Source organism: Erwinia sp. JH02, assembly GCF_013074405.1.
In the GTDB taxonomy this organism is placed as follows: Bacteria; Pseudomonadota; Gammaproteobacteria; order Enterobacterales; family Enterobacteriaceae; genus Erwinia; species Erwinia rhapontici.
The window spans coordinates 20,206-45,713 of the sequence record NZ_JABANZ010000004.1 but is presented as its reverse complement, the minus strand read 5'-3'; the positions used below and the strand labels follow the sequence as shown (position 1 = coordinate 45,713).

Below are 25,508 nucleotides of genomic sequence, written 5' to 3'. Positions count from 1 at the left end.
TCTTTTAATGTAATGGGTAAAAGCAGAAGAGGCGGGTTCTGCTTTTACCCTTGTAACAACGGAATCTACACGGTCAGTATCACACTTCCTGTTGTGCGTCCGGCTTCGAGGTCAGCGTGTGCTTTCGCCGCCTGCGTCAGGGAATATTCCGCTCCGACGGGATTTTCCAGTCCATTCTGCAGGGCCGCCATGAGGTCGCTGGCCCCCTGTCTGTAGAGATCGGCGTCGTCAGCATAGGCAATGGAACTTGGCCGCATCAGTGCAATTGAGCGGGCGAAGCCAAGATCCTCTACACGCACCGGTGGAATAGGCCCGGCAGGCTGACCCAGGCTTGCGACGATGCCAAAAGGACGCACCACGCCGAGCGTTGCAGCAAGCATGTTTCCTCCAATCCCATCAATGGCAAGATGCACTCCGCGACCCTCCGTCATTTCGCGCACGGTTTCCGCCCATGCCGCATCGGTGTGAAGCAGCACTTCAGCAGCCCCTGCATCCTGCACAATGTTCACTTTAGCCGCGGACCCCGTTGTCCCAATCACCCTGGCACCTTTCATGGTTGCCCAGCGGGTAACAATCTGGCCCAGACCGCCCGCTGCAGAATGAACCAGCAGCCAGTCACCCGCTTTAACCTCCCTTACCTTGTGAAGCAACATATGTGCGGTAAGCCCCCTCAGCATCGAGCTTCCGGCGGCCCGAATCGTTACCCCATCGGGTATTTTAATGAGCCGACTGGCAGGAATATTCCTGAGTGCTGTATAGGCTCCCATCGGGTTCCCGGTATAAGCAACGCGGTCCCCGGGGATAAATGCGCGAACGTTATGCCCCACGGCCGTTACCACCCCGCCCCCTTCAAACCCGGGCACTGTCGGGGAAGAGGACAAAGGGTAAAGCCCTGAACGGAAGTAAATATCCACAAAGTTGACGCCGATCACCTCATGCTGAATCTGAACTTCATCGGGGCCCGGTTCATTCAGCGTCATTTCAATGGCTTTAAGGACGTCGGGACCGCCCGGCTGACTGATAACGATGGCTACTGACATATTGCTGTCCTCACTGTTTACGTGAGAAAAATTATAAAGTCGTTTATGTCAGGAAAAATACGGGTATAAAAGAACCATGTATGTGTAAAAATGCACAAGGAAAGAGTGAATGGACTGGCAGGATTTACATTACTTTCTTGCTCTGGCCCGCTGGGGTTCCATGTCCGCTGCGGCAAAAGAGCTTCACGTTGACCATGCCACCGTAAGCCGCCGCATCGCCGCCCTCGAAACTTCGCTCGGCCTTCGTCTTACTGAACGATTGCCCCGGCGTACCGCGCTGACGGAACAAGGCAAAGTCATCGCCTCTTTGGCTGATGAAATGAACAGGATTGCCGACCGGGTGGGTATACAGGCGAAGTCGCTGTCTGCTGCGCCAGCGGCGGCTGTCAGGATCAGCGCATCCCCGGCGGTGGCTGCACAGCTGATTGCACCGGCCGTGGCTGAGTTTACGCAGCGTCACCCGACTATCTCACTCTCATTATCAGGCGTATCCCATCATGTTCAACTGAACAAAGGCGAGGCTGATATCGCGGTCCGTCTGACAAGACCGGATGATCCCGATTTGCTGACGCGCCGTATCGGGACGATGCGTTTCGGTCTGTATGCTTCACCTTGCTGGCTGGATAAGCCGCCCGACAGTTGGGTATTCATTGCCTACGAGAACTCGCTGGATCATGTGACGCAGCAGCAATGGCTGGAATCCCTGCTGGACGGAAGGCGGATTATATTCAGGGCCAGCGACCTGATGGCACAGCAGCAGGCTGCAAGGAGTGGGCTGGGCGTGGTGACGTTACCCTGCTTTATGGGGGACAATGACAGCTCGCTGATAAAACTGCCTGTCAGTTCGCGCCCCCCAGGCAGGAGCATGTGGCTGGTTGCCTATCCAGAGTACAGACGCGATCCCTTCGCGGTGATGGTCATGGAATTTCTGGCTGATGTTATTGGCAAGGCATGTCCGCCTGACAGAACGCCCTGAACCGTGATGTGGGTGACTTCTTCCATGGAGTATATTGACCAGCCCCCGGGTTATTAACGTATCGCGATGTTGGCTGTGAATTCAACCGATGGATCCAACACAATAAACCGTTGAACTCACATAACATTTGAGACATTAATAACAATATCCTCCCAACTCCCTGCCCGGACGGGCCATCAGCCCAACTTCTTTAACCAGCATCGCCGAACCATCAGAAGAGGCGTTTCGGGCCTCTGCGGAGGGGTCTTATGGCAAGGGCACAGAGCTTAGATGCGCAGCTCTGTTAACTCTCTCAGGTTATGACTCAAGAGTGCCTCCGAACATGCGCATAGTATTGAGCTGATCGATGCTATAAGGCCGGGAAATCCAGTCACTGTCGAACTGCTCAACGCCGAATTCTTCATGATTAATACCATTTATGGCAATAATTCGACCATTAGGAAGTTCAACCTGATAGTTAGGCCTGACGCCTGTTCCTGACATACCGATACGTATACAGATATTCTTGTCATTTACTTTCGGATCTTCAGATTTTCTGCGTCGTTCCGCAAGATCGCGTGCAGCCGACTTCATCTTTTCGAAATGATCTAAAGGGATATCCTTAAAATTACCGTCCCATGACTTATCCATACAGCCTCCTAAAACTCAGATTAATGCGCCGCATTTGCAGCAATGTCGTCAGGCGCGAATGATAACTTCAATACTATCGACTGAAACCTCATACTTTTTAGATAACAGTATCTTCGCTTGCTGAATTGTTATCCCTTCTGGGAAAGGATCTTCCTCAAGTACAGCCTTAGGTGGCTCAATCGTCACTTCAGGCATCTTTTTGAATTTTAGTTTATTTTCCTCAATACCCAATTCAAAAAGTGATGAGTAAGCAACGGGGTTTCGAGCGCCATCCCACATGTCCGGGTATGCTACTTCAGCGTACTGGCTGACTTTGACTAGCCATCTTTTAGGATGCTTTCCATCCCATTCAGGGGAAAGTAGGACGTCCGATATCATGCCAACAAAAAAGGCGTATTTGTGCGGGGCGGTTACGGTTCCCCAGTCGTCATTATGATTATCAGCAGGGTCTCTGTTCTGTACACAAACCACGTATTTACAACGCGATGCACGTTTTTCACTGAGAACCCAGGCGCTAGATCCTCCATCACTTATCAGACGATCAAGACCACGGGCAGTGAATACAACCAGAGCTGAATCGCTCATATACATCTCCTTAGTAAAGTATTAGTCAACTATATACATAAAAATAGATAGTCAACATAATGCAATAAAAAGTATATAAATGCATGTGAAAGTATCTTGGAGCAAGCCATTAAACTGGTTTTAAGCAGGAGTTCTGGACGTCGTGGTTAGAATTTGTGGGTTTCTGACACTTACCGTCAGACTCGTAAGCTTCACTGAACCGACAGATGCGGCGTTTCAATCTGGTGGCAGAGGTCTGAAGGTTCATTCAGAACGCTCAGCGCAACAGGCATAGCATCCCTGTTTCGCATTGTGTATCTGGATATAACTAATCAGCGGATCGGCAAAAAAAAGGCCAATAAGATTTTCAGAAAATTGTCCCTCACAGATATCTGCCCGTCTTAAAAAGTGATTTTCATCATAGGCCCGCAATGACAGCACTCTGGTTTTCATCACCTCAGGTAATTCATTGAGGTAAATGCCTTGTTGGGTACATCCCTCCCATATATAGATGGCATGAGAGCCGAAATAAGGGGTATCTGCAGGCTGGTAGATGTGGTTGATCAGAAGCGCGGTTTCGCCAGCAGGGATATCGCACAACGAGATTCTGTCGGGATAGCCGGGGTAGCTCACTACCGTTTTTCTGATGGCACCGTATCTTTTTAGATAGGTATCGCTCTGTCCAAAAAGATGGGTAAACTGCTCGGCTCTCAGGCCAGAAATTCTGTATTTCATCATGTCTCCTGTGGTTTTCAGCATGACATTAGCGGTTATTTGCAGGAGGAACTCGCTGTTATCGGTCAGGGAAATTATCACTTAGCTTTAACCGAGGCGCGGACATCCCCTTCTTACCGTCCCTGCCCTACGCTTTCACTCATCAATGATGTACTCAAATTTTTGGATGACATCATTGTGAGCGACTGGCACAGGCCCAACGACAGACTTTTCGGAAGCCATCATGGACAAGAAAGCAAAGAACATACTGTTCAAAACATATTGGAGCAGCAGCGGCTGGCTCTCTGAACAAAAGACCGCCCCCGACGACTTCGCTTATGCCAAATCCCAGGGGATGATGTTCGATCCGGTCAACGTGACCCACGACGAATGTCTGGAGAAAATCCTGGCGATGGCGAAACGGATGTCGCCAACCAAAGCGGCACACGCCTTTCTGGCCAGCCTGTCGGCAAAAAGACTCGACTGGCGGTCAGGCATCGCCTCATACAACCTCGCCCGTCAAATGGTTCCACATCAATACGCGCCGGTTATCAGCGGGCAAAGTTTTCGGCCGGACGGTTCCATAGAGAGTACGAGCCATACCTGCAGCGTTTGCCGGGATGTCGTACCCGGCCTCACGATTGGCGCTGAGCGCTATGAGAATGAGGATCTCAACGTCCTCAATTTCGAACGCATTAAGTGGGGCGGCGTCCGTCACGGTCAGCTGATCTATACGTGGTTTGATCTGCAAGAGTTGGAACGCGCCGATATTCCAGAGCCGACGGAGGAGGACATCGTAATCCTCCAGAGCATCCTCTCGACCATCGAATCAAGCCAACCGACCGACCATGCCGGTGCGCTAGAAAAGCGACTGGCTGCCGCCGTTAAATCGTCGAAGGACGAACGACGTACAATCATCGACATCCTTGCCCACCTGGACGTGCTCAGGCCAGCATCCTTTGATCGCCCGATTCACGGCAAGAGCGACTGGTCAGCGGCGGCCGCAGCATGGCGTGGCGAGGACAAATATGACAGGGAGGCTGTTCGCCTCTACTTTGGGGAATGGTTGTATCGCTGATTCAGGCTCTGTCGCGTTAACGGATGAACGATGAAAATCGGGGTCGTCGTCGTTTTAGACGACCAGCAGATAACAGGAGCCCTTAGCTTTCAAGTGCAGCCAGGATAGCGGCTTCCATTTTCTCGGGGGGGGTGAACGGGGCAAAACGCTTTAGCGGTTTGCCGTCGCATCCGATCAGAAACTTAGTGAAGTTCCACTTGATCCGCCCACCCAGCACGCCGGGCAAGGCGTCTTTCAGATAACGAAACAGCGGGTGCGTAGCGTTTCCGTTGACCTCCACTTTCCCGAACATCGGAAAGCTCACGCCGTAGTTGATATGACAGGTCTGCGCGATGTCGTCGGCACCGCCGGGTTCCTGCTTACCGAACTGGTTGCAGGGGAAACCCAGCACCACCAGCCCCTGTGCAGCATACTTCTTGTAGAGCGCTTCAAGGCCTGCGTATTGTGGCGTGAAGCCGCAATGGCTGGCGGTATTCACCACCACAACCAGCTTGCCAGCGTAGTCGGCCATCGGGATGAGCTCGCCACCCAGACTGGTGGCGGTAAGTTGGTGAAAGGCGGTCATATCGGGATCCTCAGATCGTCTCTTGTTCAGGCTGACGTGAATTAAAAACGTACCGGCGAAACATCAGCCAGATGAAAAGAGCACAGAGCGCAATGCCTGCCAAAATCATATAGGCGAAGCTCCATGACGTATGGCTTACGATGACGCCAGCCAACGCCGGACTGAATGAGGCACCCAGCCCCTGGAGTAACATAACCAGCCCAAGCGCTGCGTTGATATGTCCTGAGCCATTAAACAATGAGGCGATAAGTCCGGGTACGGCCACGCCCAAAATTCCCGCACCGACACCGTCTAACGCCTGGACTGGAAAGATAACAAATTCATTGCCCCAGAAAGACGCAATCGCGGCACGAACAGGTAATACGATCAACGCAATGACGATAAGCCTGGCATAGCCATACTGTGCGGCATATCTTGCCGTGAGCAATGCAACAGGGATCATCACCGCCTGAGAAATCGCGACCGTCAGGGCGGCATAGGTGCCAGGCGTAAACAGGGAACCCGAGGGAGAGGAGGCGACCTGCATGCTTAACATCGGCAGTTGTGCCGCATTGGCCAGGTGGAAGAGGAGCAGTGTCACCCCCGTTACCGCCAGTTCAGGTCGCTTTAGCAACGCCAGAACAGAGACCGAAACCGTCGGACCTTCGTGTTTTTCCACCCCTCTCGCGACATCATGGTCAATATCGTTTTTATTAATCGCTAATGTACACATCACGGCGCATACCGCCATCGTGGTCATCAGTAAAAACACGGAACCCGTGCCCCAGACCCAGCAGGTTATCGCTGCCAGCACCGCCACCGCCATATTACCGCTATGGTTGAAGGCTTCATTTCGGCCCATCTGCGACAAAAAACCTTTCTGACCGGCGATGCCTAAGGTGATGCCGGCAATGGCTGGCGCGACGATAGCGGCCGCGATACCGGTAATGATTTGCGATAAAATCACCACGACGGAAGTCGGAAAATACCAGAGGGCAAGCGCGCTCAAGGTGATGAGCAGGGATGAAGTGATAATTAACAGACGTTTGTAACGCGTGGCATCGACGATCATCCCTGAGGGGAACGTGGCTAACAATCCGGCCAGGCCCCCCACCGTCATCACCAGACCAATTTCTTCTGCCCGCCAGTGATGGGACACCAGAAATATACCTAAAAACGGCCCCAGCCCATCGCGGACATCCGCGATAAAAAAGTTGAGCAAACAGAGAACTTGCAGTGAACGTAATCTCATCAACATTCGCCCCAGAAAGAATCGTCATCACGAAAACACCGGCACGATGGCCCGGGTTAATTTGCCTGGCTTTTGATTGTTCAGTACTTGAAGAGCCTTGCTGTTTATACGCGTGAACCCGGCTCAAAAATAGTGCTCATCTCCTGCCCCGTCAACGTCATTGCCACCATGGGACGAGGAGAAGATTGGGGCGGGATGGCGTTCAGGGTCAAGGGGGCATGGGGAATGTCATCGGAACAAGGTGCATTCCGCCGATGGAGAGGAGAACTAAAGGCCAGCGTTGAGTGAAAAGCGGACGTGCCACCTTCACATCCGGGGGGCACCTTATCTGCTGGTAACCTGCAAAACCACCCGGATTGAACATAACATCCGCCGTTGGTACCGGTGTTACATGAGATCTATACCGAAGCGGCGAAGCACAAGCGCATACCCCCAAAAAATCACCACAGTCATGAAGCAGGACGCCAGCAGCGCGACCCAGAATCCCCACCGCTGATACATGAGGGGGAAGCAAAGAAACATCGGAAGCGTCGGGACCACATACCAGAATGTATACCACGCATGGCTCGCAATCTTTTCCTGCGTTTGCCCCTCAATCTTCATCCATATCAGCACTAAAACAGTGACCAGCGGCAATGCCGCCAGCAGACCACCGAGCCGGTCGCTTCGCTTTGCCACCTCAGAGACAAGCACAATCATTCCTGCGGTCAGCGCATATTTCACTATCAGCCAGAGCATTTTATTCCTCTTTCCCCGGTACCTCCGATTTACCATGACATTTGCCTGAAGAACTTTAGCGCACTCGTCATGGACGGTCTTCGACCCTCACCCCTCAGCCCCAGATAGACTCAGTCACGCTTGAGTAACAATTTAATCCATATCGCTTTTTTTGAATTCATCATCAGAAATGGCAACGTCATTTTCGACCAGAAATTCCAATAAGTTAAACTGTATTTCTATACGTCCAACCTCACCCAATTTCTCACTAATGAGCATATTTTTTATCAACTCACGAGTGACGACATGGCGAGGATGCTTTCTCAGCGTATCGAGCCATTTGGGCATTTTATTTATAATTTCTTGTTGCCTTCTGATTGGCAGTGAATCAATCCCTCCGCCAGCACCCACAGGCATCACTTTCTTTGAATGCTGTAGTTCTTCAAACACGTTAGTGAGTTTTGTCAGCGCATTACCAAGCGCGATTTGTGATAAAAACCTGAAAACCATTTTTTACCTCGAGTAGATGTTACCAGATACAGTGCTCCGGTTTTTGGTACCCGCAGACCATTGGTATTTACCATACCACCAGTTCTGGCAAGCCTCATGGTTCCACGGCACAATAATTCGCTATGATGATAAAAATGAACAGGATATCGAAGATGAAAACAGTCGAATTTTTGCTGTACACCCTAAAACCCGGCACAGGGAAAGACTTCCACAGGATAATGACGGAGGAGAGTGCTCCACTTCACCGTTTAGCGGGTATGGATATCATTTCTTTTGGTATATCAGCCCATGACGACGATGCTTACTATTTGATCAGAGCTTATGACAGCCTCTCCCAGCTGAAATCCTCTCAGGAATCTTTTTATAACAGCGAAGAGTGGCGTCTTGGCCCGCGGCAGGCCATTGTCGACAGAATCAGCGTCAGCGTTAAATCCGTGCTCATGCTTAGCAACAATGCCATTGAGAATTTGCGATCCAGCTGATTGTTCAGCGTGGGCTGACTGCCCATCACAGCTATAAAGGATGGAACTGTCGTCACATTGTTTGCGTGGCGAAAGGAAGTCTGATTGACGTCCGTATGGATGATCACAGAGTCGACAATACGGGGCTGACTTTCCGATGGAAAAATGGAAACATCCTACGCTAAGCCTATTTCTTAGGCAGGCATGACAGGCAACTTTGAGCGACAAGCGGACATATATCAAGGGATACATGTCCCTATATTTAACGTAAATCAGAATGTAAAATTATAAAAAACCCCAATCACAACCATAGAAATAAATCTCATTAAAGACTGATCCTGGACAGTAATAAATCGGGTAACAAAAAATTATTGACTATATTGCTCGCTGTAGAATTTCACCTGGCAAACCATCAAAATCCCTGAACTCAACGGAAACGAAATCATGGTTCGTCAGAATTTTTCTCGAAGCCGCATTTGCAGGATCAATAATGGCGATGAGTGTGGATATTTCAAGATTTTTACTGGCTTTCTCAATCAGTAATCTGGTGACACGGCTGGCGATACCGCGCCCCCAGAATTCAGGTAATAGCATGTAACCAAGCTCGGCGGTCTGAGGTTTTTCACTAATCTGCACCAGTTTAGCGAGGCCGATAAAATTACCTTTATTAGCATCTACAATCCTGAAACAGCCTAATTCTGCATTCCGTGCATTGTCATTAAGCATCTTTTCAAAATCATGGCATGCCTCATCATAGGGAATCGCACGCTCTGTGATCATAGCCATAACTTCTACGCTACTGACAAGTCTGAAATAATCGGGAAAACACATTTCTGTGAAATCTTCAAGTAAGATATCCATTTAACGCCTCATAGAACAGATTGCAGATAATTGTTAAGTAAGAAAATGGCGTGGTGTTGAATCCAGAATGGAACGAAAAGCTGCGGTGAATGCAGCCGGGCATGAGAAACCCAGTTGGTATGCGACCTGCTTAACTGATATGCCATTGGCGAGAAGATCTAATGACGCACAAATTCTTGCTCTTTGCTTCCAGGTTCTGAAGCTGAACCCGGTATCTTTAATGAACAGTCGCGAGAAAGTGCGTTCAGACATGTTAGCAATATAGGCCAGATCACTTAGCGACGCTTCCCAGCGGTGGCTGACCAATAACTCGTTGGTTGCCCGACATAAGCGCTCATCACGCGGCACAGGAAGCTCCGCGGCCAAAGGTGTTGCCTCACTAAGAATTTCCAAAATCAACAGCGCCATTTTACGTTGGCTCGGTGCACTGTAGTTGGCACTGAAAAGCCCGGCTATCAGCTCTTTCACCAGTGCTGTGGCTGTAATCACATGCACATGGCTACTCTTGGTAAAATTTTGGCATTCTTCGATAAGACTGCGACTGAAATAAATGGCTCTTAAGTCAGTCTGTGATAGCAGGTTGTAGCTGTGTATCTGGAGAGGCGGTAGCCATAATGCACGTTGAGGTGGTATCACCCAACGATTGCCCTCTGTTTCAACCAGCATAACGCCTCTGGTAGCAAAAAGTAGTTGTCCTTCAATATGATGATGGGGAGGGTCTGTCTCTCCGCGTTGATAGCCTATGGAGGTGCCAGACCACCCGGTCGCGTCATCATGTCTTGGCGCTTTATCTATGCTACCTGGCATCTTAAATTCAGTTCCTGCCTTTATCCTGACTAAGTAGGACTCACCCGCTCCAGAAACATCCTGGCAGGGTAACACTTGAAACAAACTCATTATCATAAGCATAACAGGGGCATATGCAAATGCGCGTACATTTCCTTATCCATGAAAGTTTTGAGGCACCTGGCGCCTATGAGGCCTGGGCCAGAGGCCAGGGCCATCACGTAACCTGTACACGGGTTTATGAAGGCGAGTCGCTCCCGTCCAGCGTGGATGACATTGATATTTTGATCGTCATGGGCGGCCCACAGGATCCGTCCACCACGCCTGAAGAATGCCCCCATTTTGATGCGAAGGCTGAACAAGCCATCATCGCTGCCGCGGTCCGTGCCGGAAAAGCCGTTATCGGTATCTGCCTGGGTTCCCAGCTGATCGGTGAAGCACTCGGTGCTCCCTTCAGCCACAGCCCGGAAAAAGAGATTGGTAAATTCCCTGTTTCCCTGACGGAAGCCGGGCGCCAGCATGCGCTGTTTACGCATTTCGGGCATACGCTTGAAGTCGGACACTGGCATAACGATATGCCTGGTCTGACGCCGGATGCAACAATCATCGCCTACAGCGAAGGATGCCCGCGACAGATCGTGGCTTACAGCGATCTGGTCTATGGTTTTCAGTGCCACATGGAGCTGACGCCGGAGGTGGTCGAACTGCTGATCGCCCACTCCGAAGAGGATCTTAGCCGTGCAGCCAAATTCCGCTTTGTGCAAACCCCAGCGGAGTTGCGTACACATGATTATCGGGAGATGAATCAGACACTGTTTACTTTCCTGGATAAGCTGGCTAAACGTTACCGTCAGAGCCGCCAGTCACCCTCTCCCCGCCTGTTCGTCAGTTAACGGTGAGCGAAAAATGACAATGAAAGCCCTCTTGCGCTATCTCGGTTTTATCACTGTTTTCCTAGTGCCAGGTTACGCCCCCGCGGCGGTTGCTGCTGGCATCGTGGTTTGCCCGGTTGCGCACGCGCTGTCTGAATGCATTAAGCGGGTGGCCGATGCCGGTGGCGGCACCGTGCAGCTCGGCAACGGTACGTGGTTTCAGGACAGCAGTCTGTTGCTGAGCAGCAATGTGGCACTTGAAGGCGCGGGGCCGGGTACGGTTATCACCTGGAGCCCTGAGGTCAGAAGCAGCATTAATGCCCCGCTGCTTTATGCCACTGCCGCGAGCCACGTCACAATAAAGGATGTGAAACTGGTCGGCACCATTGACCAGCATGTTGACAGCCAGGATCTGAGAAATAATCAGATTGGCCTCTTTTTTAACTGCAGTGGGGACCCAACTATCGGTGAAAAAACCGGCTGCAGTGATATCACCCTGCAGAATGTTGAGGTGGAGAACAGCAGCGACGGGGTCCACATTAAAGGCGCCAGTCGTGTCACGGCGACAGACCTGAAGCTGCATAACAACGGCAACACCGAAAAGGACTATTTTCATAATATCTACCTTCGTCGGGTGGCAGAAATTCGTTTGATCCAAACCGAAAAAAACAGCGGCGGTTTTTATGCCAGCCCGCGTGGCCACGGCATTCGTGGTTCGCACCTGATCAACGTGTATATGAGTGATCTGGAGGTATATGACAATGCCGATTACGGTATCCATATGGACACCGTCTTTAATGTCAGACTCCATAACATGCACGTTTATCACAACTGCCTTAGCGGGAAGCCAGGCTGCCAACAGATAAAATGCTTTGGCCCTCAGTGTGATGTAGAACTCAATGCACCCGCTGAAGCAGCGCACGTCATCTCCGAATAGTTTCTGCCCGCTTCTGACACTAAGCAGCCAGAAGCGGGACCTGGTCTGCTGTCTGCCATGGGCGAGGAACGGACGTTGAGTGAGATTAAAGCTGTAAAAAAATGCAGACCTATAGGCCGACTCAGGCTGCAATTTATGTTTAGATAAATATCGAGAATGAGTATTTAAGCTTTTTTAAGGAGGGTACGTGCGCATTCGACCATCATCTCGATTGATCATTCTTTCGCCTGAAAATCACGTCCTGCTCTTTAGGTTCTGTCATAAAGAGGGTGCTCTGAGAGGAAAAACATACTGGGCAACGCCGGGCGGAGGGCTTGAAAAAAATGAATCTTTCGAGCAGGCCGCTATACGCGAATTATTTGAAGAAACGGGTTTGACAAGAACATTAACCGGACCACAAATAGCGTCCCGAACCTTCACAATGATGCTACCAAGTGGGGAGACGGTACTTGCTGAAGAACGTTTCTTTATGATTAATGCAAATACAGTCGATGTCGACCGATCAGGGTGGAGTCGCAATGAAAAGGAAGTCATTCGCGATCATCATTGGTGGACAATAGAAGAAATCATACACACCAATGAGACAATTTTCCCACGCGACTTAATCATTAACATCCTTGAAAGCAAGTCAGCCGGATCTTCGACGTTAACTGCATCATGATATCCTGAACGTTCCCTTCTGGCACTCAGCAGACAAGCACGTGAAGCTGAAGGTCCGCTGAGAGCGAAAGCGGACATTCGCAATTTATCGATAAAAGATGCAGGCTTGTAAAACGGTCGCGCATTTATCTTGTAGAAATAAAGCAGGCTTTCTATATAGTTGGATGATGAACTTTTCAAATATCAGCAGGTAATTGCATGATCTTAAGTGTTAATCACGTTGGTTTTTCAGTTAAAAACATTGAAGACTCATTATTTTTTTGGACTCAGATTCTTGGAGGTAAATTATTACGTGAAGGAAAAATGTCCGGACCTATAATCGATGAGGTAACAGGTGCAAGGGGAGCTGATGTACGAATGGCTTTGCTTGAACTGGCTGATATTCGAATTGAATTACTACAATACAATAACATTGAGCAGCCAGAAGAACCTTCAGCGCCCTATATCCCAGGCTACGCTCACCTTGCTTTTAATGTAGAGGATCTTGATACGCTCTTGGGCAAAGTATCGGACTACGGCTGGAAGACGCCGGGTAAACCTCAGACAGTATTGTCAGGCCCCATGCAGGGAACCAGAGTAATATATTTACAAAGCCCTGATGGTCAGACGCTTGAATTGATGGAACGCAGTCAATGAGGCCCACATATCATGACCTGTTATCCTCTAATTAAAACAGAGATGTTTGCAAAGTCCGCTTTTGGGCACGAAGCGGACGTTGTCACATCCCCATTACGATTCAGCGCGCTGAATGCTCAGCTCATAGACTACGCAGGGCACATCGTAATGCTGTTCTATTGCTTTGTAAGTCATGCCTAATCGCTGCATCACGCGCTGAGAGGGAGTATTTTCAGGATCGGCAACAGCCACTAAATACGTTGCGCCTGTCTGCTCTGCCGCGAAATCAATAATCGCTTTCGCCGCTTCTGTTGCATAGCCTTTGCCATTCTGTTCTGGGACGAGCCGCCAGCCAATCTCTAAGGGTGCACCCTCAACGTTTGCCAGGTATTGGAGGCATGCTGCGCCAACGATGGCCCCGGAAGCCTTCTCTTTGATAGCCCACCACGAAAATCCGTATTTATGCCATCTGGCCTGAACACGCCTGATACTTTCCCAGGTCTCTTCTGGTGTTTTAACAATCCCCTTGCTGATATACCGCATCACGCCGGAATCGTTATCCATCACCCTTAAGCCTTCGTAGTGTGAGTCATGATAGGGTTCAAGCCTTAAACGCGCAGTTTCTACATTCATCTGACAATCCTATTTACTAGAAGGTATGACTTTCGGTGAATTTCTCCACATAAATCAACATAGCACGATGTAAGTAATGTGCGCTTCTGACATAAAGCAAACCGTCTAAGCGGATGCCCCTGACAACCAGAAGTAAAGCCTCGCCTCACAACGAAAACTCTCTCCTGGATGATTTCAGTCAGCTACGATAGAGCTGGCTATCGTGAAGAAACCTGAGTGGTTTCAGCATCAACGTCAACCCCCCTCTTATCCCGATCGCTAATCCTCAGAATCGTAAGTCGGCACTGTATACTCATCCGCAGTGAAGGGCTGCGGCACGCCCTTCACCATTCTGAATTCAGACCCGACAACGCTTTCTCATTGTCTGTCACGCCCCTCCCCGGCATACTGAAATCACACCCCTTCACTGCAACAGCCACCTAACCTCAGGGAAAGACAGGGAATGAAACCCACGCCAGGCGATATCTATTGTGTTTTTTATCCCAAGCTTCAGCAGTACGTAGCCTGCCAGATCACTGCGCTAAAAGAGGGCAACCTGGTCGCGGTGCTGGATCTCGACTGGTCAGGAGAAGCCTTACCCGATGAGGCTGCGCTGGTCGCGATGCAGCCGCTGCGCTGTGATTACTTTTTCTGGCGGGGCCGCTACGATCACACCTTTCTCTCCGACAGTGTCCCATCATATTACACTCGGGTCGGGAATATTCCGCCTCTGGTGAATGAAGAGGTGAACAGCTACGGCGGCGGCTGGAATGTTGGCAGCAGCCTGTATCAGCAGCGCAGCTGGGATCGGATTGACGCGGAAAAGCGCGCACGTTTTAAAGCCGCGTCCCGCGACCGTCAGGTGACTCTGCCCGCAGGCGTACTGCCTGAAAATACCAATAAAATTGGCGATACTTTCCTGCAGGGCATCACGGATTATGCTGAACTGGACCGGCTGCCTTGCCTCACCTCACTCGACACGACGGAGGGCAACGCCAGGCTGGCGGAGTACGTTAATCAGCATGCCTTTATCTATGAACTCCACTGGGCATCCTCCTGCGTGACAACGCTCGACCTCAGCGGCAGCCAGCTGCAACGCCTGATCGTTGACCCTACGGGGCTGGTATCCCTGTCGCTCAACGATGGCCTGAAGCTGCTCTCTTTCACCCGTCCCCCGGCGGCGGAATTGCAAATCAACAGCCGCTATCTTGGCCGTGACCTGACCGTTCAGCACAGGCAAACGCTGGCTGAACTCCAGGGGCTGGAAGCGCTGGGCGGGTTGCATTTAACCGAGGTGGCAGAAGTGGATATCGCCGCGATTGCCGATCGTTACCCGACGTTAAACACCCTGCGCCTGTGGGGTAAGCCGGGCATGGTGAGCAATATGGCCAGCCTGTCACGCCTCGCGGATTTGCAAATGTTCACCACCGTTGATCTGTTTGGCTTCGGCCCGGAGGCGTTTCCTGCGCCGCCGCAGTTACCGCATCTCTCGCTACTGTGGATGAACAGTCTGCCTGCTGACGCGGCGAGTGCTATTAAAAAAGCCTGGAAGAAAGCCGCGTTATCGGGTGTGGATCTGGCGATCAAACAGGCGCGTAAACCGGCATGGCTGGCAGAAAACCTGAATAACCCGTTCCGGGACTGGGATGGCCGTGAACATATCAGTGCCGCCAACGCGAAAAAGGCCGCCACGCTGTATAAAAAAATGCTGGCCTCGCTGCGCACTATTGATGCCTCCAGCGAGGCGGCCAGTGTTACCGCCCTCGCTGAAGCCATGGTGCGCAGTTACACCGAGGCGTTTAATGCCATGGATCGCCGCAGCAACATCATTGAAACGATAGAGCGTGAAGAAATTGGTGAGGTGCTTTATGGTCTGTTATCCCTGATTGAGCAGCAAACCGCAGGGGCGTCGGAACCGTTTGATAAAGACCCGATGATGAATTTGTTCGATGAGTTACGTGATTTTTAACCTGACGATGAGGAGTTGAAATGAAGCTGATCGGTATGCTGGATTCGCCGTATGTACGGCGTGTAGCGGTTTCACTGGCGTATTACGGCGTGGTATTTGAAAACCAGCAGCTGTCGGTTTTCAGCACGTTTGACGCGTTTGCCCAGCTTAATCCGGTGGTGAAAGCCCCCACGTTGATTCTCGACGATGGCACGCAGTTGATGGATTCGTCACTGATCCTCAGCTATTTCGAGGCACAGGCTGACGCACAACATCAGCTACTTCCCTCTGCACCTGCCGCGCTGGCAACCGATTTAGCGCTGCTGGGTGTGATCCTGGCTGCCAGTGAGAAAGCCGTGCAGCACGTCTATGAGCACAACCTGCGCCCGGCGGAGAAGCAACATCAGCCCTGGACCGATCGTGTTACCGGGCAGTTGCTGGCGGCCTGTCGCAAGTGGGAAGCCGCGCTGAGCACCCGCTCCACAGCGCAGGAAAAACCCGACCAGGTGGCGATCACCAGCGCCGTCGTATGGAGCTTTATTCAGCTGATGATACCTGATGTGGTGAAAGCAGATGCGTTCAAGGCGATTGCCGCCTATGCAGAGAAGTGGGAAGCGCTGGACGCGTTCAGACAATACCCGCAGAAATGATGCCATCGTCGTGGTGGTGTTAAAACCAACAGCGAGCACTCATTCTGCGGGGCACTACCTTTACAACGCAGGGCGTGAGACGTGCTCGGCCGCCGCACGGTTAGCGTTGCTGACGGCAGTCGCCAGCGTCGCGCCCTGTAATAACGTGGTGCACAGCATGCCCATAAAGCAGTCTCCTGCACCGTGGGTGCTGACCAGCGTCACTTTCTCTGCCGGCAAGGACTGGCTGGCACTGCCTTTCTCACAGAACGCCACGCCATGTTCGCCAGCGGTTACCACCACGGCCGGGAAGCTCTGCCCCAGGCTTTCGGCAGCAAGGCACGCCGCAGACAGATTCGGCACCGCAATCTGGCTCAGGTCGCGCGCTTCCACCGCGTTCACCACCAGCAAATCAACGCTTGCAAGCATCTGTTCGCTGACCTCGCGCGCCGGGGCAGCGTTATAGCACACCAGAATGCCGCGCTTCTTCGCTTCGGCAGCGGCCTGATGATTAACGGCGTCCGGCACTTCATTTTGCAGCAGCAACATACTCACCTGTTGCCACAAACGGTCATCGCTGAGGGCATCGGGAGCAATCAGGTTATTGGCGTTGGACACCACCACCGCGCCGTAGTCGCCCTCTGCATCCTGAATCGCCACGCTCATCCCGGACGGCACACCCGCTTTCACCGCCACATCCGCCGTGTTCACGCCATGTTGCTGGAGATACGTCAGCAAAAACTGCCCTTGCGCATCATCCCCCACGGCCCCGGCAAAACGCACCTTCGCGCCTGCCAGCGCCGCCGACACGGCCTGATTACCGCCTTTGCCGCCAAATTTATAGGCACAACTGCTGCCAATCACCGTTTCACCTTTTTCCGGGCGATGGTGTGCCGCCAGCATAATGTCGTAATGGAGACTGCCGATGACTAAGATGTGACTCATATTAGTATTCTCTGAGATCCTGGACTGCCTGCTGGGTTTTCTTCAGGTTCTTCTCCGCCGTCTTCAGATCCTTCTGCGCTATCGCCACAAACAGTGCATCCAGAATATTTAACTGGGCAATGCGTGACGCGGCGTTTTCCCCCAACAAATGCGAGCCCTGAGAGGTTGAATTGAGCACCACATGCGCGCTGCGCGCAATGGGCGACTCGGCATAGTTCGTAATCGCAATCACTTTGGCTCCGTTACGTGCTGCCAGTTTTATCGGGTCATTCACCGCACGCGTGGCGCCGGAATGACTGATGGCGATCACTACGTCGTCATCCGATAACACTGCCGCTGACATCAGCATAATATGCGCATCATCGTACACCGTGGTTTTAATCCCAATCTTCAACATCTTATGGGATAAATCCCGTGCAACGGCGGCAGAGCCGCCGACGGCATATAAATCGATATGTCGCGCCTTAAAAATAATATCAGCCGCCCGGTTGAATTCAGACACATCAAGAATAGAGCGTGTTTCTTCTATTGCCTGAATGGAGGTTCTGAAAACTTTTGCCAGTAATTGCTCCGACGAGTCATCCGCTTCAATTTCCGCATGCATCCCGGCGACTTCAGAATAGTTATAATAAATCAGACTACTTCTGAAATCTCTGAACCCCGAGAAGTTTAATTTCTTGGCTATTTTCACCACCATGGCTTCGGAAACATTATTTATCTGGGCAATTTCTTTAATCGATGTTTGCTCAGTTAAATCTGTTTTCGACGTAACGGAATCCACGACTTTCCTTTCCAGTGGCGTCAGGCTGGGTAAACGCATGCGTATTTGAGCGCCTATGGCTCGCGGGTCTTGCTTCATTACTTGCCTCGTGTCGCTCTGTCAATCAACATGGCTATGATAATAATAAGGCCTGTAGCAAGCAATTGATAAAACGCCTGAATATTGAGAAGCGTCAGACCGTTACGTAATGCACCGAGGATGACCGCCCCGATCAACGTACCGATAATACTGCCCTTTCCGCCCATCAGCGACGCTCCGCCAATGGCCGCAGCGGCAATCGCATCCAGTTCCCACAGGTTTCCGATAGTCGGTTCTGCGGCCCCCAGGCGGGCAATCAGGATCAGTGCAGCCAGCGAGGCCAGCACCCCGGAAATCACAAACACAGTCACTTTGGTGCGTTTAACGGGCACACCGGCCACACGCGCCGCTTCTTCATTGCCGCCCACCGCCAGAATATATTCACCCAGCGGGGTTTTGTTCATCACCACCCACAGGAAAACGGCAATCACCACCACCACCACAATCGGCGTGGGCACGCCAAATACAGTACTGTTGATCAGATTACGGAACTCCATCGGAATCCCAAAGATCGGGTTGCCGTTGGTGAAGATCAGGGCTAAAGCACGGAACAGGGACAGCCCGCCCAGCGTCACGATAAACGGCTGTAATCCGGCATAGGCTACCAGCGTACCGCTGAACACACCGCACAGTGCACCAACGCCCAGCGTGGCCATTACCGCCAGCGGAACCGGCACCCCGGCCACCATCAGCGTGGCACCCAGTACGGCTGAAAGTGCCGCCGTCGGCCCCACGGAGAGGTCAATCCCGCCGGAAATAATCACCAGCGTCATACCAAGGGCAATAATGGCATTGATGGAAGACTGCTGAAGAATATTAAGCAGGTTAGGCAGCGTCCAGAATACCGGTGACAGCAGTGAAAACGTCACCACAATAATAAATAAACCAATCAGTGTTCCCGCATCGCGCAGATTAAATTTAAACAGCGCCGCTGACGGCACGTTAGGTTGCGTTTTATCTTGCGTCATCATCTTGATTACCTTCATTCGTTCTTAAGCCAGATCGTTAATCGCATAACGGGCGATGTTTTCTTCGGTGATAGCCTCACCGCTCAGTTCTCTGGTGATTTTCCCTTCACGCATAACCAGTACCCGATCCGAAATACGCATAATTTCTGGCATTTCAGAAGACACCACCACAATGGCTTTTCCCTGGCGGGCTAATTTTTCAATCAGATTATAAATTTCTGATTTGGCACCTATATCAATTCCCCGTGTTGGCTCATCAAAAAGAAACACTTTATTATCCGCGGCCACCCAGCGTCCGATAATCACTTTCTGCTGATTACCGCCGCTCAATGTGCCAATCGGCTTTTCAATATTCAGGGGGCGCAGGTTGAGGTCGGTCATTACCTCCAGCGCCACTTTATCAAGCTGGCGCTGACGCAATATTCCCGCGCGGGTAAATTTCATCATCGATGGCAGCGCCATATTCATTTTCACTGCGCGCTGCTTAATGATGCCCTCTTTTTTACGATCTTCCGGCACCAGACCGATGCCGGCCTTAATGGCGCTACTGACATTGAGATTTTTCACTGCCACACCGTCAACCAGCACGCTGCCGCTGGTACGGGTATCAATCCCGGCAATCAGCTTCAGCAGTTCGGTTCGCCCTGCCCCGACCAACCCGGCAATCCCCAGCACTTCACCGGCATTTACGCTGAAGCTGGCAGGCTGAACCGCACGGTCGCGCCCCAGCCCCTCCACCCGCAGCACCTCTTTATCGGTGATATGCGACTGATGATGTACCTTCTCAATTTTGCGGCCGACCATCTTGGTGACAATGGTCTCTTCCGTTTCATCAGAGATGTTCACCACGCCAACTTGCCTGCCGTCACGCAGAATGGTGGCGCGGTCGCAAACCTTAAAAATCTCGTTCATCTTGTGTGAAACGTAAATCAGCGCCACGTTCATCGACTTCAAATCAGAAATCAGTTCGGCCAGCCGGTCAAACTCACGCGGTGTCAGGCTGGACGTCGGCTCATCCATCGCAATGATTTTGGCTTCATCCAGCAAGGCACGGGCGATCTCGACAATCTGCTGCTGCGATACCTTCAGATTCTTAATCGGCTCGTCCGGGTCGATGCTCGGATCAAGGCGGCGCAGAATGGCGATCGCCCGCTTACGCTGCGCCTTACGGTCAACAAAGCAGCCTTTGAAACGCGTCAGCGGCCTGCCGAGAAACATATTTTGGGCAACGGAGAGCTCAGGAACATGCTGCAACTCCTGGTGGATCATGGCAATCCCGGCCTGCCGCGCGGACAGTGGATTCTTCATCTGCACCACCACGCCGTTGACGCTGATCTCCCCGGAATCAGCGGAGCGCACGCCGGAGAGGATATTCAGCAGCGTTGATTTCCCCGCGCCGTTCTCACCGATTAATGCGTGAACTTCTCCGGGTCTGACGGAAAAATCCACACCCTGTAGAGCGGCCGCACTGCCGTAGGTTTTATTGATGCCGCGCATCGTCAGGCAAAACTGTTCCATACACCCTCCTGCCTTGATTACTGCTGAGCTAACAGCTGGCGCAGCTTGTCGTTATCTTTTGTCGAGAAGGCATCGGCATTATCTTTGGTGATCAGCGCCTGCGGAGTGGAGACCACGCGTGACAGCTTCTGACCATTAATCAGACGCAGCATCACTTCCATCGCCACTTCCCCCGTCAGAACCGGGAAGCTGTCGACGGTGCCGGTCAGCTCGCCGCGTTTGATAGAGGCATAGGCATCTGAAATCCCGTCGGTGCCAAACACCGCAGTCTGCGCCGATTTGCCCTGTGAACGCACGGCTTCCACTACGCCCAGCGCCATGCCGTCATTGTTAGCGTAGAAGCCAATCAGATCCGGGTGCTGTTGCAGAATGGTTGAAGCGGCATTGTAGGCATTTTCACGGCTCCAGTTGGCCGGAACGCTGGCTACCAGGCTGAATTTGCTGTTTTTCGCGATGGTTTCACGGAATCCTTTGGTACGCTGCGCGGCGGCGTAAACCCCAGGCTGGCCTTCAATCACCGCCACTTTGCCGCCCTTCGGATAGTGCTGGATAAACCAGTTCGCCACGCGTACGCCGTTGTCTTTCTGCACGTTACCGACGTAGTTCGCCACGTTTGGCATCACGGCATCATTAACGTTGACCACCGGAATGCCTTTGCTTTTCGCCACTTCATAGGCGGGTTGCATGTTGGCGTCCGTTTGCGGGGACACCAGCAGGCCATTGAAGCCCTGAGAGATCAGGGTTTCCGCGATTGACAGTTGCCCCAGTTGATCGTCCTCGTTAGCGGCCGCCTGATACTCCACGGTGAAACCGTATTTCGCCGCGGCGGTTTTGTAGCCCTCACCCAGCGAACGCCAGTATTCGTTGGTCAGCGTTTTTGATACGCCGCCAATTTTCAGGGCTTTGTCCGGTGCCGGCAGTGGGCCGTACTTTGCCGTGAGCTGCGTCCAGTCGGTGCGGTCGGGTTCAGTATCCGACTGCAACGGCGGCAGATCAGCGGCATAAACGGTTGAGCAGAACAGCGTAGCGGTGAGTACAGAGAGCAAGTGTTTTTTCATAATCTATCCTGTTATTTTTATAGGGTTTAACACCCGGAGAGACGTTTATTGCGCCAGCATAATGTCGTTAACAATCTGCTGGGAGGTGACGGCATCCTGACGGCTGATGGCGTCCAGCAAGGCAGGGTTATTGTCGAGCTTGTCGCACAGTTTCAGTAAACGGGTCACGGTGGCGATGTTGGTTTCGGCTTCACGCACCGGGTCAAGGCCGCTGGCATCCGGGAAGGTGTCGAAGTAATAGGCGCCGTTGTAGCCGTCACGCTTCATCTGCCAGAGGAACTCCAGCGTGGCACGCGGATTCACCGCAGCGACCATCAGGCCGTCATCGCGCTTGCCCCAGCCATCATTCAGGTCCAGGCCCAGCAGACGGGAACGGCGGGCAACCATCGCGGCAGCGTAAGCCGGGATTTCATTGGCGTAGAGCACATGTGCGAAGTCGAGGGTAATCCCCAGGTTCGGGCAATCCGCTTCTTCCACCGCCAGCAGACAGGTGGTCACGTTCGGGAAAATGGCAAATGCACGCGGCTCATTGGGTTTGTATTCGATGCTGACATCCATATCCCCGGCGTATTCCGCCACTTCACGCACTGCGCTTACCGCATCTTCCCAGATTTTTTTGTAGTCAGCCTGGAAGCTGTAATCAAACCCGTCCTGCCCCATCCACAGCGTCATGATGCTGGCACCAAATTCACGACCGGCATCAATGCCGCGTTTGGTCAGCTCAATCGCCTGGCGGCGGATTTTGGCATCCGGGTTGGTGTAAGCACCGATTTTGAATTCCGGTGCATCCCAGCGCATCTGCATGCCGTTTACCGCCAGGCCGACATCTTCAATTTTCTGACGCATGGTTTTCACGTCGTCGGTGATGTGCTGAGGGTAGTTCAGATCCAGATGGGTCAGGCCTTTCGCTGTGGCAGCGCGCTCGATCATTTGCAGCACGGAAGGCTTGCCTTTCAGTTCAGGCCAGTAGCGAAAAGCGCCGGAAGCAAAGGAGTTAAGGCGTGTGGCAAATTTAAGTTCTGACATAGTTGATGTCCCTGGTCGTTGGCTCGTAAATTACTTTACAACTTCACATTTATTTGTGAATAAGTGCACTTCTATCATTAACGATAATTTGCCGCAACACAGCGTGCGGTTTTAATCAGCAATTTGAGACGCAATTCACGAAATTTTGACTGGCGCGGCAGGGAAAACAAAAAAGTCTCGCAACTGTGTGACAGGTCGCATTTTGCGCAATTAACACAGAGTGAGCGGCCCCCTTCCCGTTGTGTGATGCAAACGAAAGATTTACTGTTCAGTTAATAACAGTAAATTATCAGCGCACCCGCACAGGATGGAGACGTCAATGCAGCAATCCAAAATCACCCTCAGGAAATCCTTTTTCAGCACCACTCCGGTGGACATCGTCAGCACCGATGGCTGCCGTGCCGAACTGTTCACCTTCCCTTCCGGTATTGAAGCCGTGCGCCTCAGCAACCGGCGCGGGCACCTGATTATCCTGCCCTGGTACGGGCAGATGATCTGGCAGGCGGTGTTCGATGGCGTCGACCTCACGATGGAGAGTCGCTTTCGCGAGCCACGCCCGGCAACGGATGTCGTTGGCACCTACGGGTGTTTTATGTATCACTCAGGCCTGCTCCGTAACGGCAACCCCGGCGAGCATGACAGCCACGCCCTGCACGGCGAGATGCCGCTGGCCCCGATGGATAGCGCCAGTATTGAAACCGGCGAAGATCAAGACGGCCCGTGGATGGCGCTGGCCGGTGAGCGTGAATACCTGATGGGCTTTGGCGACCACTATATGGCACGTCCGCGTGTGGTGATCCGGCCTGACGATGCCACCTTTGGGATTCATATGGCGGTGGAAAATCTCGGTCAGGATACGATGGATTTGATGTACATGTGCCACGCCAACTTTGCCTTTGTTGAAGGAGGCCAGATCGTGCAACCCACCGGCTTCAGTCGTGAGGATCTGGTGGTGCGCACCTCGGTGCCCGCCATCGTCAAGTCTGATGACAACTACCTTCAGCAGTTAGCAAAAATGCAGGAAGACCCCTCTGAGACAGCGGTGATCAGCACGGCTCTCGGCGTGGACCCTGAGCTGGTTTTTTATCTGAAAAACCTGAAGACAGCGCAGGACGGAAAGGTGCACGTAATGCTGCGCAGACCAGCAGGTGATGCATTCACCGTGAGTTACTCCCCGGATGAATTCTCGCATCTGGTGCGCTGGATTCTGGCTAACAACAAGCAAAAAGTGTGCGCCTTTGCCATGCCGGCCACCTGCGGCGTTGAAGGTCACTTCGCAGAACAACAGCAGGGTAATGTCCGATCGCTGGCCGGGGGTGAGCACGCCCGTTTCCACGTACAGCTGGGCTATCTGAATGTCGCTGAGGCGAAGATGAAAGACGCGATCATCCGCACTTCGCGTTAGCGTTTTTGCCGAAATTGCAAAACGGAGGTGTGAGCTGAATCAAATAAGGACACTTTGGTAGAGCAATAAATTTACTTTGAAAGTTTTTTCAGTAAAGTCGATGTCGTCAGACGGACATTTAATGCGGTTTGTTCCTGGCACAAAGAGAAGACGTGTTCGTTTTTGCCCTACACGCTAACGACGCGCACAACTCGTCCTGAAAGGTTAATTTTTGCCGATATCAACAATAAATAAGTGGGTTAAAAATGAATCGTCGCATCCTTGTTAAATTAATGAGTTTATCTGTCCTGATATCCATGACCGCAGGGATTGGCTGGTCAGGCATCGCTGCCGCTGCCGAGACAAAAACCATGGTTACCGTCGTGAAGACCGTGGGCGTTCCGTGGTTCAACATCCTCAACCAGGGGCTGGAGGAAGGCGGCAAACAGTTCAACCTCAAAACCTCCATGGTCGGCCCGACCCGTGCCGACCCGGCACAGCAGGTCAAACTGATTGAGGACCTGATCGCCAAGAAAGTGGACGTAATAGGGCTGGTCCCGCTGGATACGAAAGTGACCGCGCAGGTGGTAAAACGCGCACGAGATGCCGGGATCATGGTGATCACCCAGGAAGGGCCAAACCAGCCGGGGAAAACCTGGGATGTGGAGCTGATGAGCGCCCAGGCCTATGGTGAAGCACAGATGAAAGCGCTGGCACGTGAAATGGGTGAAAAAGGGGATTATGTCGTGCTGGTCGGCACGCTGACCACCACCGGCCATAACCAGTGGGCTGATGCCGCCATCGCTTATCAGAAAGCGCACTACCCTGATATGCGTCTGGCCGCCGACCGTTTCCCGGGGGCTGACTTTATCGATGAGTCTGAGCGCGTCACCCAGGATATTTTGAAAGCCTATCCTAAAGTCACCGGCATTATGTCGATGGGGTCCAACGGGCCGATCGGTGCAGGTAACGTGCTGAAAAAACGCCATTTAGAGAAGAAAATCGCGCTGGTGGGAACCACTATCCCTTCCCAGGCACGGGCCTACATTCTGTCGGGCGTGATCCGCGAAGGCTTCCTCTGGAACCCGAAAGAAGCCGGGCTGGCGATGACATCCGTGGCACGACTGGCGCTGGATAATACAAAATTTGAAACCGGTATGACTATCCCGGGCCTGGGTAAAGCCACGGTCGATACCGAAAACAACGTGGTGATGGTGGATCGAATTCTGATGATCACCAAAGATAACATCGCGGACCTGATCAAGCTCGGACTCTAAAACACACCGTTAATTATTGACAGGCATCGGGCTCCAGGGAGCCCGATGCCGATTCCTTGTACCCTAA

The 25,508-nt window shown here is 52.2% G+C and carries 28 protein-coding genes; 11 read left to right on the top strand and 17 right to left on the bottom strand.

The window, feature by feature from the left end; translation table 11 throughout:
- Window positions 1-65: 65 nt before the first annotated feature.
- Complete coding sequence (locus HHI26_RS12255; protein ID WP_171149179.1) at window positions 66-1,040, bottom strand: quinone oxidoreductase; 975 nt, start codon at window positions 1,038-1,040, stop codon at window positions 66-68.
- A 109-nt stretch (window positions 1,041-1,149) separates the two neighbouring features.
- Between HHI26_RS12255 and HHI26_RS12250 the strand changes: the two genes are divergently transcribed.
- Window positions 1,150-2,016, top strand: coding sequence for a LysR family transcriptional regulator (locus HHI26_RS12250; RefSeq protein ID WP_133841617.1), 867 nt, complete (start codon window positions 1,150-1,152; stop codon window positions 2,014-2,016).
- A 297-nt stretch (window positions 2,017-2,313) separates the two neighbouring features.
- Here HHI26_RS12250 and HHI26_RS12245 read toward each other — a convergent pair whose 3' ends face one another.
- From HHI26_RS12245 to HHI26_RS12235, 3 genes are all read right to left on the bottom strand, one after another.
- Window positions 2,314-2,646 carry a hypothetical protein gene (locus tag HHI26_RS12245; protein WP_171149178.1) on the bottom strand — a complete coding sequence of 111 codons (333 nt, stop codon included), beginning with the start codon at window positions 2,644-2,646 and terminating at the stop codon, window positions 2,314-2,316.
- Window positions 2,647-2,694: 48 nt separating this feature from the next.
- On the bottom strand, window positions 2,695-3,231 hold the full coding sequence (locus tag HHI26_RS12240) for a hypothetical protein (RefSeq protein WP_171149177.1): 537 nt from the start codon (window positions 3,229-3,231) through the stop codon (window positions 2,695-2,697).
- 243 nt (window positions 3,232-3,474) lie between these two features.
- Window positions 3,475-3,945 carry a DUF1203 domain-containing protein gene (locus tag HHI26_RS12235; RefSeq protein ID WP_133842121.1) on the bottom strand — a complete coding sequence of 157 codons (471 nt, stop codon included), beginning with the start codon at window positions 3,943-3,945 and terminating at the stop codon, window positions 3,475-3,477.
- Window positions 3,946-4,168: 223 nt separating this feature from the next.
- Between HHI26_RS12235 and HHI26_RS12230 the strand changes: the two genes are divergently transcribed.
- Window positions 4,169-5,002 carry a hypothetical protein gene (locus tag HHI26_RS12230; RefSeq protein WP_171149176.1) on the top strand — a complete coding sequence of 278 codons (834 nt, stop codon included), beginning with the start codon at window positions 4,169-4,171 and terminating at the stop codon, window positions 5,000-5,002.
- A gap of 82 nt (window positions 5,003-5,084) precedes the next feature.
- Here the strand turns inward: HHI26_RS12230 and HHI26_RS12225 are convergent, their stop codons facing one another.
- The 4 genes from HHI26_RS12225 to HHI26_RS12210 form a co-directional block, all read right to left on the bottom strand.
- Window positions 5,085-5,567 (bottom strand): glutathione peroxidase, encoded by a 483-nt coding sequence (locus HHI26_RS12225; protein WP_171149175.1) that lies wholly within the window; start codon window positions 5,565-5,567, stop codon window positions 5,085-5,087.
- A 10-nt stretch (window positions 5,568-5,577) separates the two neighbouring features.
- Window positions 5,578-6,798, bottom strand: coding sequence for an MFS transporter (locus HHI26_RS12220; RefSeq protein ID WP_171149174.1), 1,221 nt, complete (start codon window positions 6,796-6,798; stop codon window positions 5,578-5,580).
- A 387-nt stretch (window positions 6,799-7,185) separates the two neighbouring features.
- On the bottom strand, window positions 7,186-7,536 hold the full coding sequence (locus HHI26_RS12215) for a DUF3147 family protein (protein ID WP_133841612.1): 351 nt from the start codon (window positions 7,534-7,536) through the stop codon (window positions 7,186-7,188).
- A gap of 132 nt (window positions 7,537-7,668) precedes the next feature.
- Window positions 7,669-8,025: a hypothetical protein gene (locus HHI26_RS12210; RefSeq protein WP_171149173.1), complete on the bottom strand. Its 357-nt coding sequence runs from the start codon at window positions 8,023-8,025 to the stop codon at window positions 7,669-7,671.
- A gap of 152 nt (window positions 8,026-8,177) precedes the next feature.
- Between HHI26_RS12210 and HHI26_RS12205 the strand changes: the two genes are divergently transcribed.
- A complete protein-coding gene (locus HHI26_RS12205; RefSeq protein ID WP_133841610.1) occupies window positions 8,178-8,507 on the top strand; it encodes an NIPSNAP family protein in 330 nt (109 codons plus the stop codon).
- A gap of 354 nt (window positions 8,508-8,861) precedes the next feature.
- Here HHI26_RS12205 and HHI26_RS12200 read toward each other — a convergent pair whose 3' ends face one another.
- Window positions 8,862-9,347 (bottom strand): GNAT family N-acetyltransferase, encoded by a 486-nt coding sequence (locus HHI26_RS12200; RefSeq protein ID WP_171149172.1) that lies wholly within the window; start codon window positions 9,345-9,347, stop codon window positions 8,862-8,864.
- Between the two features lie 33 nt (window positions 9,348-9,380).
- On the bottom strand, window positions 9,381-10,154 hold the full coding sequence (locus HHI26_RS12195) for a helix-turn-helix transcriptional regulator (RefSeq protein ID WP_171149171.1): 774 nt from the start codon (window positions 10,152-10,154) through the stop codon (window positions 9,381-9,383).
- Window positions 10,155-10,273: 119 nt separating this feature from the next.
- On the opposite strand from HHI26_RS12195, the gene HHI26_RS12190 reads away from it, so the two are divergent.
- From HHI26_RS12190 to HHI26_RS12175, 4 genes are all read left to right on the top strand, one after another.
- On the top strand, window positions 10,274-11,026 hold the full coding sequence (locus tag HHI26_RS12190) for a type 1 glutamine amidotransferase (RefSeq protein ID WP_171149170.1): 753 nt from the start codon (window positions 10,274-10,276) through the stop codon (window positions 11,024-11,026).
- A gap of 13 nt (window positions 11,027-11,039) precedes the next feature.
- Window positions 11,040-11,942: a right-handed parallel beta-helix repeat-containing protein gene (locus HHI26_RS12185; RefSeq protein WP_171149169.1), complete on the top strand. Its 903-nt coding sequence runs from the start codon at window positions 11,040-11,042 to the stop codon at window positions 11,940-11,942.
- A 187-nt stretch (window positions 11,943-12,129) separates the two neighbouring features.
- Window positions 12,130-12,603, top strand: a complete 474-nt coding sequence (locus HHI26_RS12180) for an NUDIX domain-containing protein (RefSeq protein ID WP_171149168.1) — start codon at window positions 12,130-12,132, stop codon at window positions 12,601-12,603.
- Between the two features lie 197 nt (window positions 12,604-12,800).
- The gene (locus HHI26_RS12175) at window positions 12,801-13,238 is read left to right on the top strand and encodes a VOC family protein (protein ID WP_015697722.1); all 438 of its coding nucleotides are present in this window, start codon (window positions 12,801-12,803) and stop codon (window positions 13,236-13,238) included.
- 93 nt (window positions 13,239-13,331) lie between these two features.
- On the opposite strand, the gene HHI26_RS12170 is transcribed toward HHI26_RS12175, so the two are convergent.
- Window positions 13,332-13,850, bottom strand: coding sequence for a GNAT family N-acetyltransferase (locus HHI26_RS12170; protein ID WP_171149167.1), 519 nt, complete (start codon window positions 13,848-13,850; stop codon window positions 13,332-13,334).
- Window positions 13,851-14,292: 442 nt separating this feature from the next.
- Between HHI26_RS12170 and HHI26_RS12165 the strand changes: the two genes are divergently transcribed.
- Complete coding sequence (locus HHI26_RS12165; RefSeq protein WP_171149166.1) at window positions 14,293-15,798, top strand: hypothetical protein; 1,506 nt, start codon at window positions 14,293-14,295, stop codon at window positions 15,796-15,798.
- A gap of 20 nt (window positions 15,799-15,818) precedes the next feature.
- Complete coding sequence (locus HHI26_RS12160) at window positions 15,819-16,427, top strand: glutathione S-transferase (protein ID WP_171149165.1); 609 nt, start codon at window positions 15,819-15,821, stop codon at window positions 16,425-16,427.
- A 60-nt stretch (window positions 16,428-16,487) separates the two neighbouring features.
- On the opposite strand, the gene HHI26_RS12155 is transcribed toward HHI26_RS12160, so the two are convergent.
- The 6 genes from HHI26_RS12155 to HHI26_RS12130 are packed head-to-tail and all read right to left on the bottom strand — an operon-like array spanning window position 16,488 to window position 22,780.
- The gene (locus tag HHI26_RS12155) at window positions 16,488-17,351 is read right to left on the bottom strand and encodes a ribokinase (protein ID WP_171149164.1); all 864 of its coding nucleotides are present in this window, start codon (window positions 17,349-17,351) and stop codon (window positions 16,488-16,490) included.
- A 1-nt stretch (window position 17,352) separates the two neighbouring features.
- Window positions 17,353-18,210 carry a MurR/RpiR family transcriptional regulator gene (locus HHI26_RS12150; RefSeq protein WP_133841603.1) on the bottom strand — a complete coding sequence of 286 codons (858 nt, stop codon included), beginning with the start codon at window positions 18,208-18,210 and terminating at the stop codon, window positions 17,353-17,355.
- Entirely contained in the window at window positions 18,210-19,181 is a 972-nt protein-coding gene (locus HHI26_RS12145) for an ABC transporter permease (protein WP_133841602.1), read from the bottom strand. Before HHI26_RS12145 ends, HHI26_RS12150 begins: the two co-directional genes overlap by 1 nt.
- A 21-nt stretch (window positions 19,182-19,202) precedes the next feature.
- A complete protein-coding gene (locus HHI26_RS12140; RefSeq protein ID WP_133841601.1) occupies window positions 19,203-20,696 on the bottom strand; it encodes a sugar ABC transporter ATP-binding protein in 1,494 nt (497 codons plus the stop codon).
- A gap of 17 nt (window positions 20,697-20,713) precedes the next feature.
- Complete coding sequence (locus tag HHI26_RS12135; RefSeq protein ID WP_133841600.1) at window positions 20,714-21,754, bottom strand: substrate-binding domain-containing protein; 1,041 nt, start codon at window positions 21,752-21,754, stop codon at window positions 20,714-20,716.
- 45 nt (window positions 21,755-21,799) lie between these two features.
- Window positions 21,800-22,780, bottom strand: a complete 981-nt coding sequence (locus HHI26_RS12130; RefSeq protein ID WP_133841599.1) for a TIM barrel protein — start codon at window positions 22,778-22,780, stop codon at window positions 21,800-21,802.
- Between the two features lie 319 nt (window positions 22,781-23,099).
- On the opposite strand from HHI26_RS12130, the gene HHI26_RS12125 reads away from it, so the two are divergent.
- Window positions 23,100-24,185: an aldose 1-epimerase family protein gene (locus tag HHI26_RS12125; protein ID WP_238337003.1), complete on the top strand. Its 1,086-nt coding sequence runs from the start codon at window positions 23,100-23,102 to the stop codon at window positions 24,183-24,185.
- Window positions 24,186-24,457: 272 nt separating this feature from the next.
- Entirely contained in the window at window positions 24,458-25,441 is a 984-nt protein-coding gene (locus HHI26_RS12120; protein ID WP_234472508.1) for a substrate-binding domain-containing protein, read from the top strand.
- The last annotated feature ends 67 nt before the right edge of the window (window positions 25,442-25,508 follow it).

What these genes read in the sequence shown, in the direction of transcription:
- HHI26_RS12165 (WP_171149166.1), top strand. Translation starts at nt 14,293, where the DNA reads ATGAAACCCACGCCAGGCGATATCTATTGTGTTTTTTATCCCAAGCTT.
- HHI26_RS12160 (WP_171149165.1), top strand. Translation starts at nt 15,819, where the DNA reads ATGAAGCTGATCGGTATGCTGGATTCGCCGTATGTACGGCGTGTAGCG.
- HHI26_RS12155 (WP_171149164.1), bottom strand. Translation starts at nt 17,351, where the DNA reads ATGAGTCACATCTTAGTCATCGGCAGTCTCCATTACGACATTATGCTG.
- HHI26_RS12140 (WP_133841601.1), bottom strand. Translation starts at nt 20,696, where the DNA reads ATGGAACAGTTTTGCCTGACGATGCGCGGCATCAATAAAACCTACGGC.
- HHI26_RS12220 (WP_171149174.1), bottom strand. Translation starts at nt 6,798, where the DNA reads ATGAGATTACGTTCACTGCAAGTTCTCTGTTTGCTCAACTTTTTTATC.
- HHI26_RS12240 (WP_171149177.1), bottom strand. Translation starts at nt 3,231, where the DNA reads ATGAGCGATTCAGCTCTGGTTGTATTCACTGCCCGTGGTCTTGATCGT.
- HHI26_RS12120 (WP_234472508.1), top strand. Translation starts at nt 24,458, where the DNA reads ATGAGTTTATCTGTCCTGATATCCATGACCGCAGGGATTGGCTGGTCA.
- HHI26_RS12195 (WP_171149171.1), bottom strand. Translation starts at nt 10,154, where the DNA reads ATGCCAGGTAGCATAGATAAAGCGCCAAGACATGATGACGCGACCGGG.
- HHI26_RS12200 (WP_171149172.1), bottom strand. Translation starts at nt 9,347, where the DNA reads ATGGATATCTTACTTGAAGATTTCACAGAAATGTGTTTTCCCGATTAT.
- HHI26_RS12175 (WP_015697722.1), top strand. Translation starts at nt 12,801, where the DNA reads ATGATCTTAAGTGTTAATCACGTTGGTTTTTCAGTTAAAAACATTGAA.
- HHI26_RS12225 (WP_171149175.1), bottom strand. Translation starts at nt 5,567, where the DNA reads ATGACCGCCTTTCACCAACTTACCGCCACCAGTCTGGGTGGCGAGCTC.
- HHI26_RS12170 (WP_171149167.1), bottom strand. Translation starts at nt 13,850, where the DNA reads ATGAATGTAGAAACTGCGCGTTTAAGGCTTGAACCCTATCATGACTCA.
- HHI26_RS12190 (WP_171149170.1), top strand. Translation starts at nt 10,274, where the DNA reads ATGCGCGTACATTTCCTTATCCATGAAAGTTTTGAGGCACCTGGCGCC.
- HHI26_RS12245 (WP_171149178.1), bottom strand. Translation starts at nt 2,646, where the DNA reads ATGGATAAGTCATGGGACGGTAATTTTAAGGATATCCCTTTAGATCAT.
- HHI26_RS12255 (WP_171149179.1), bottom strand. Translation starts at nt 1,040, where the DNA reads ATGTCAGTAGCCATCGTTATCAGTCAGCCGGGCGGTCCCGACGTCCTT.
- HHI26_RS12230 (WP_171149176.1), top strand. Translation starts at nt 4,169, where the DNA reads ATGGACAAGAAAGCAAAGAACATACTGTTCAAAACATATTGGAGCAGC.
- HHI26_RS12125 (WP_238337003.1), top strand. Translation starts at nt 23,100, where the DNA reads ATGCAGCAATCCAAAATCACCCTCAGGAAATCCTTTTTCAGCACCACT.
- HHI26_RS12250 (WP_133841617.1), top strand. Translation starts at nt 1,150, where the DNA reads ATGGACTGGCAGGATTTACATTACTTTCTTGCTCTGGCCCGCTGGGGT.
- HHI26_RS12185 (WP_171149169.1), top strand. Translation starts at nt 11,040, where the DNA reads ATGACAATGAAAGCCCTCTTGCGCTATCTCGGTTTTATCACTGTTTTC.
- HHI26_RS12135 (WP_133841600.1), bottom strand. Translation starts at nt 21,754, where the DNA reads ATGAAAAAACACTTGCTCTCTGTACTCACCGCTACGCTGTTCTGCTCA.
- HHI26_RS12235 (WP_133842121.1), bottom strand. Translation starts at nt 3,945, where the DNA reads ATGAAATACAGAATTTCTGGCCTGAGAGCCGAGCAGTTTACCCATCTT.
- HHI26_RS12150 (WP_133841603.1), bottom strand. Translation starts at nt 18,210, where the DNA reads ATGAAGCAAGACCCGCGAGCCATAGGCGCTCAAATACGCATGCGTTTA.
- HHI26_RS12145 (WP_133841602.1), bottom strand. Translation starts at nt 19,181, where the DNA reads ATGATGACGCAAGATAAAACGCAACCTAACGTGCCGTCAGCGGCGCTG.
- HHI26_RS12205 (WP_133841610.1), top strand. Translation starts at nt 8,178, where the DNA reads ATGAAAACAGTCGAATTTTTGCTGTACACCCTAAAACCCGGCACAGGG.
- HHI26_RS12210 (WP_171149173.1), bottom strand. Translation starts at nt 8,025, where the DNA reads ATGGTTTTCAGGTTTTTATCACAAATCGCGCTTGGTAATGCGCTGACA.
- HHI26_RS12215 (WP_133841612.1), bottom strand. Translation starts at nt 7,536, where the DNA reads ATGCTCTGGCTGATAGTGAAATATGCGCTGACCGCAGGAATGATTGTG.
- HHI26_RS12130 (WP_133841599.1), bottom strand. Translation starts at nt 22,780, where the DNA reads ATGTCAGAACTTAAATTTGCCACACGCCTTAACTCCTTTGCTTCCGGC.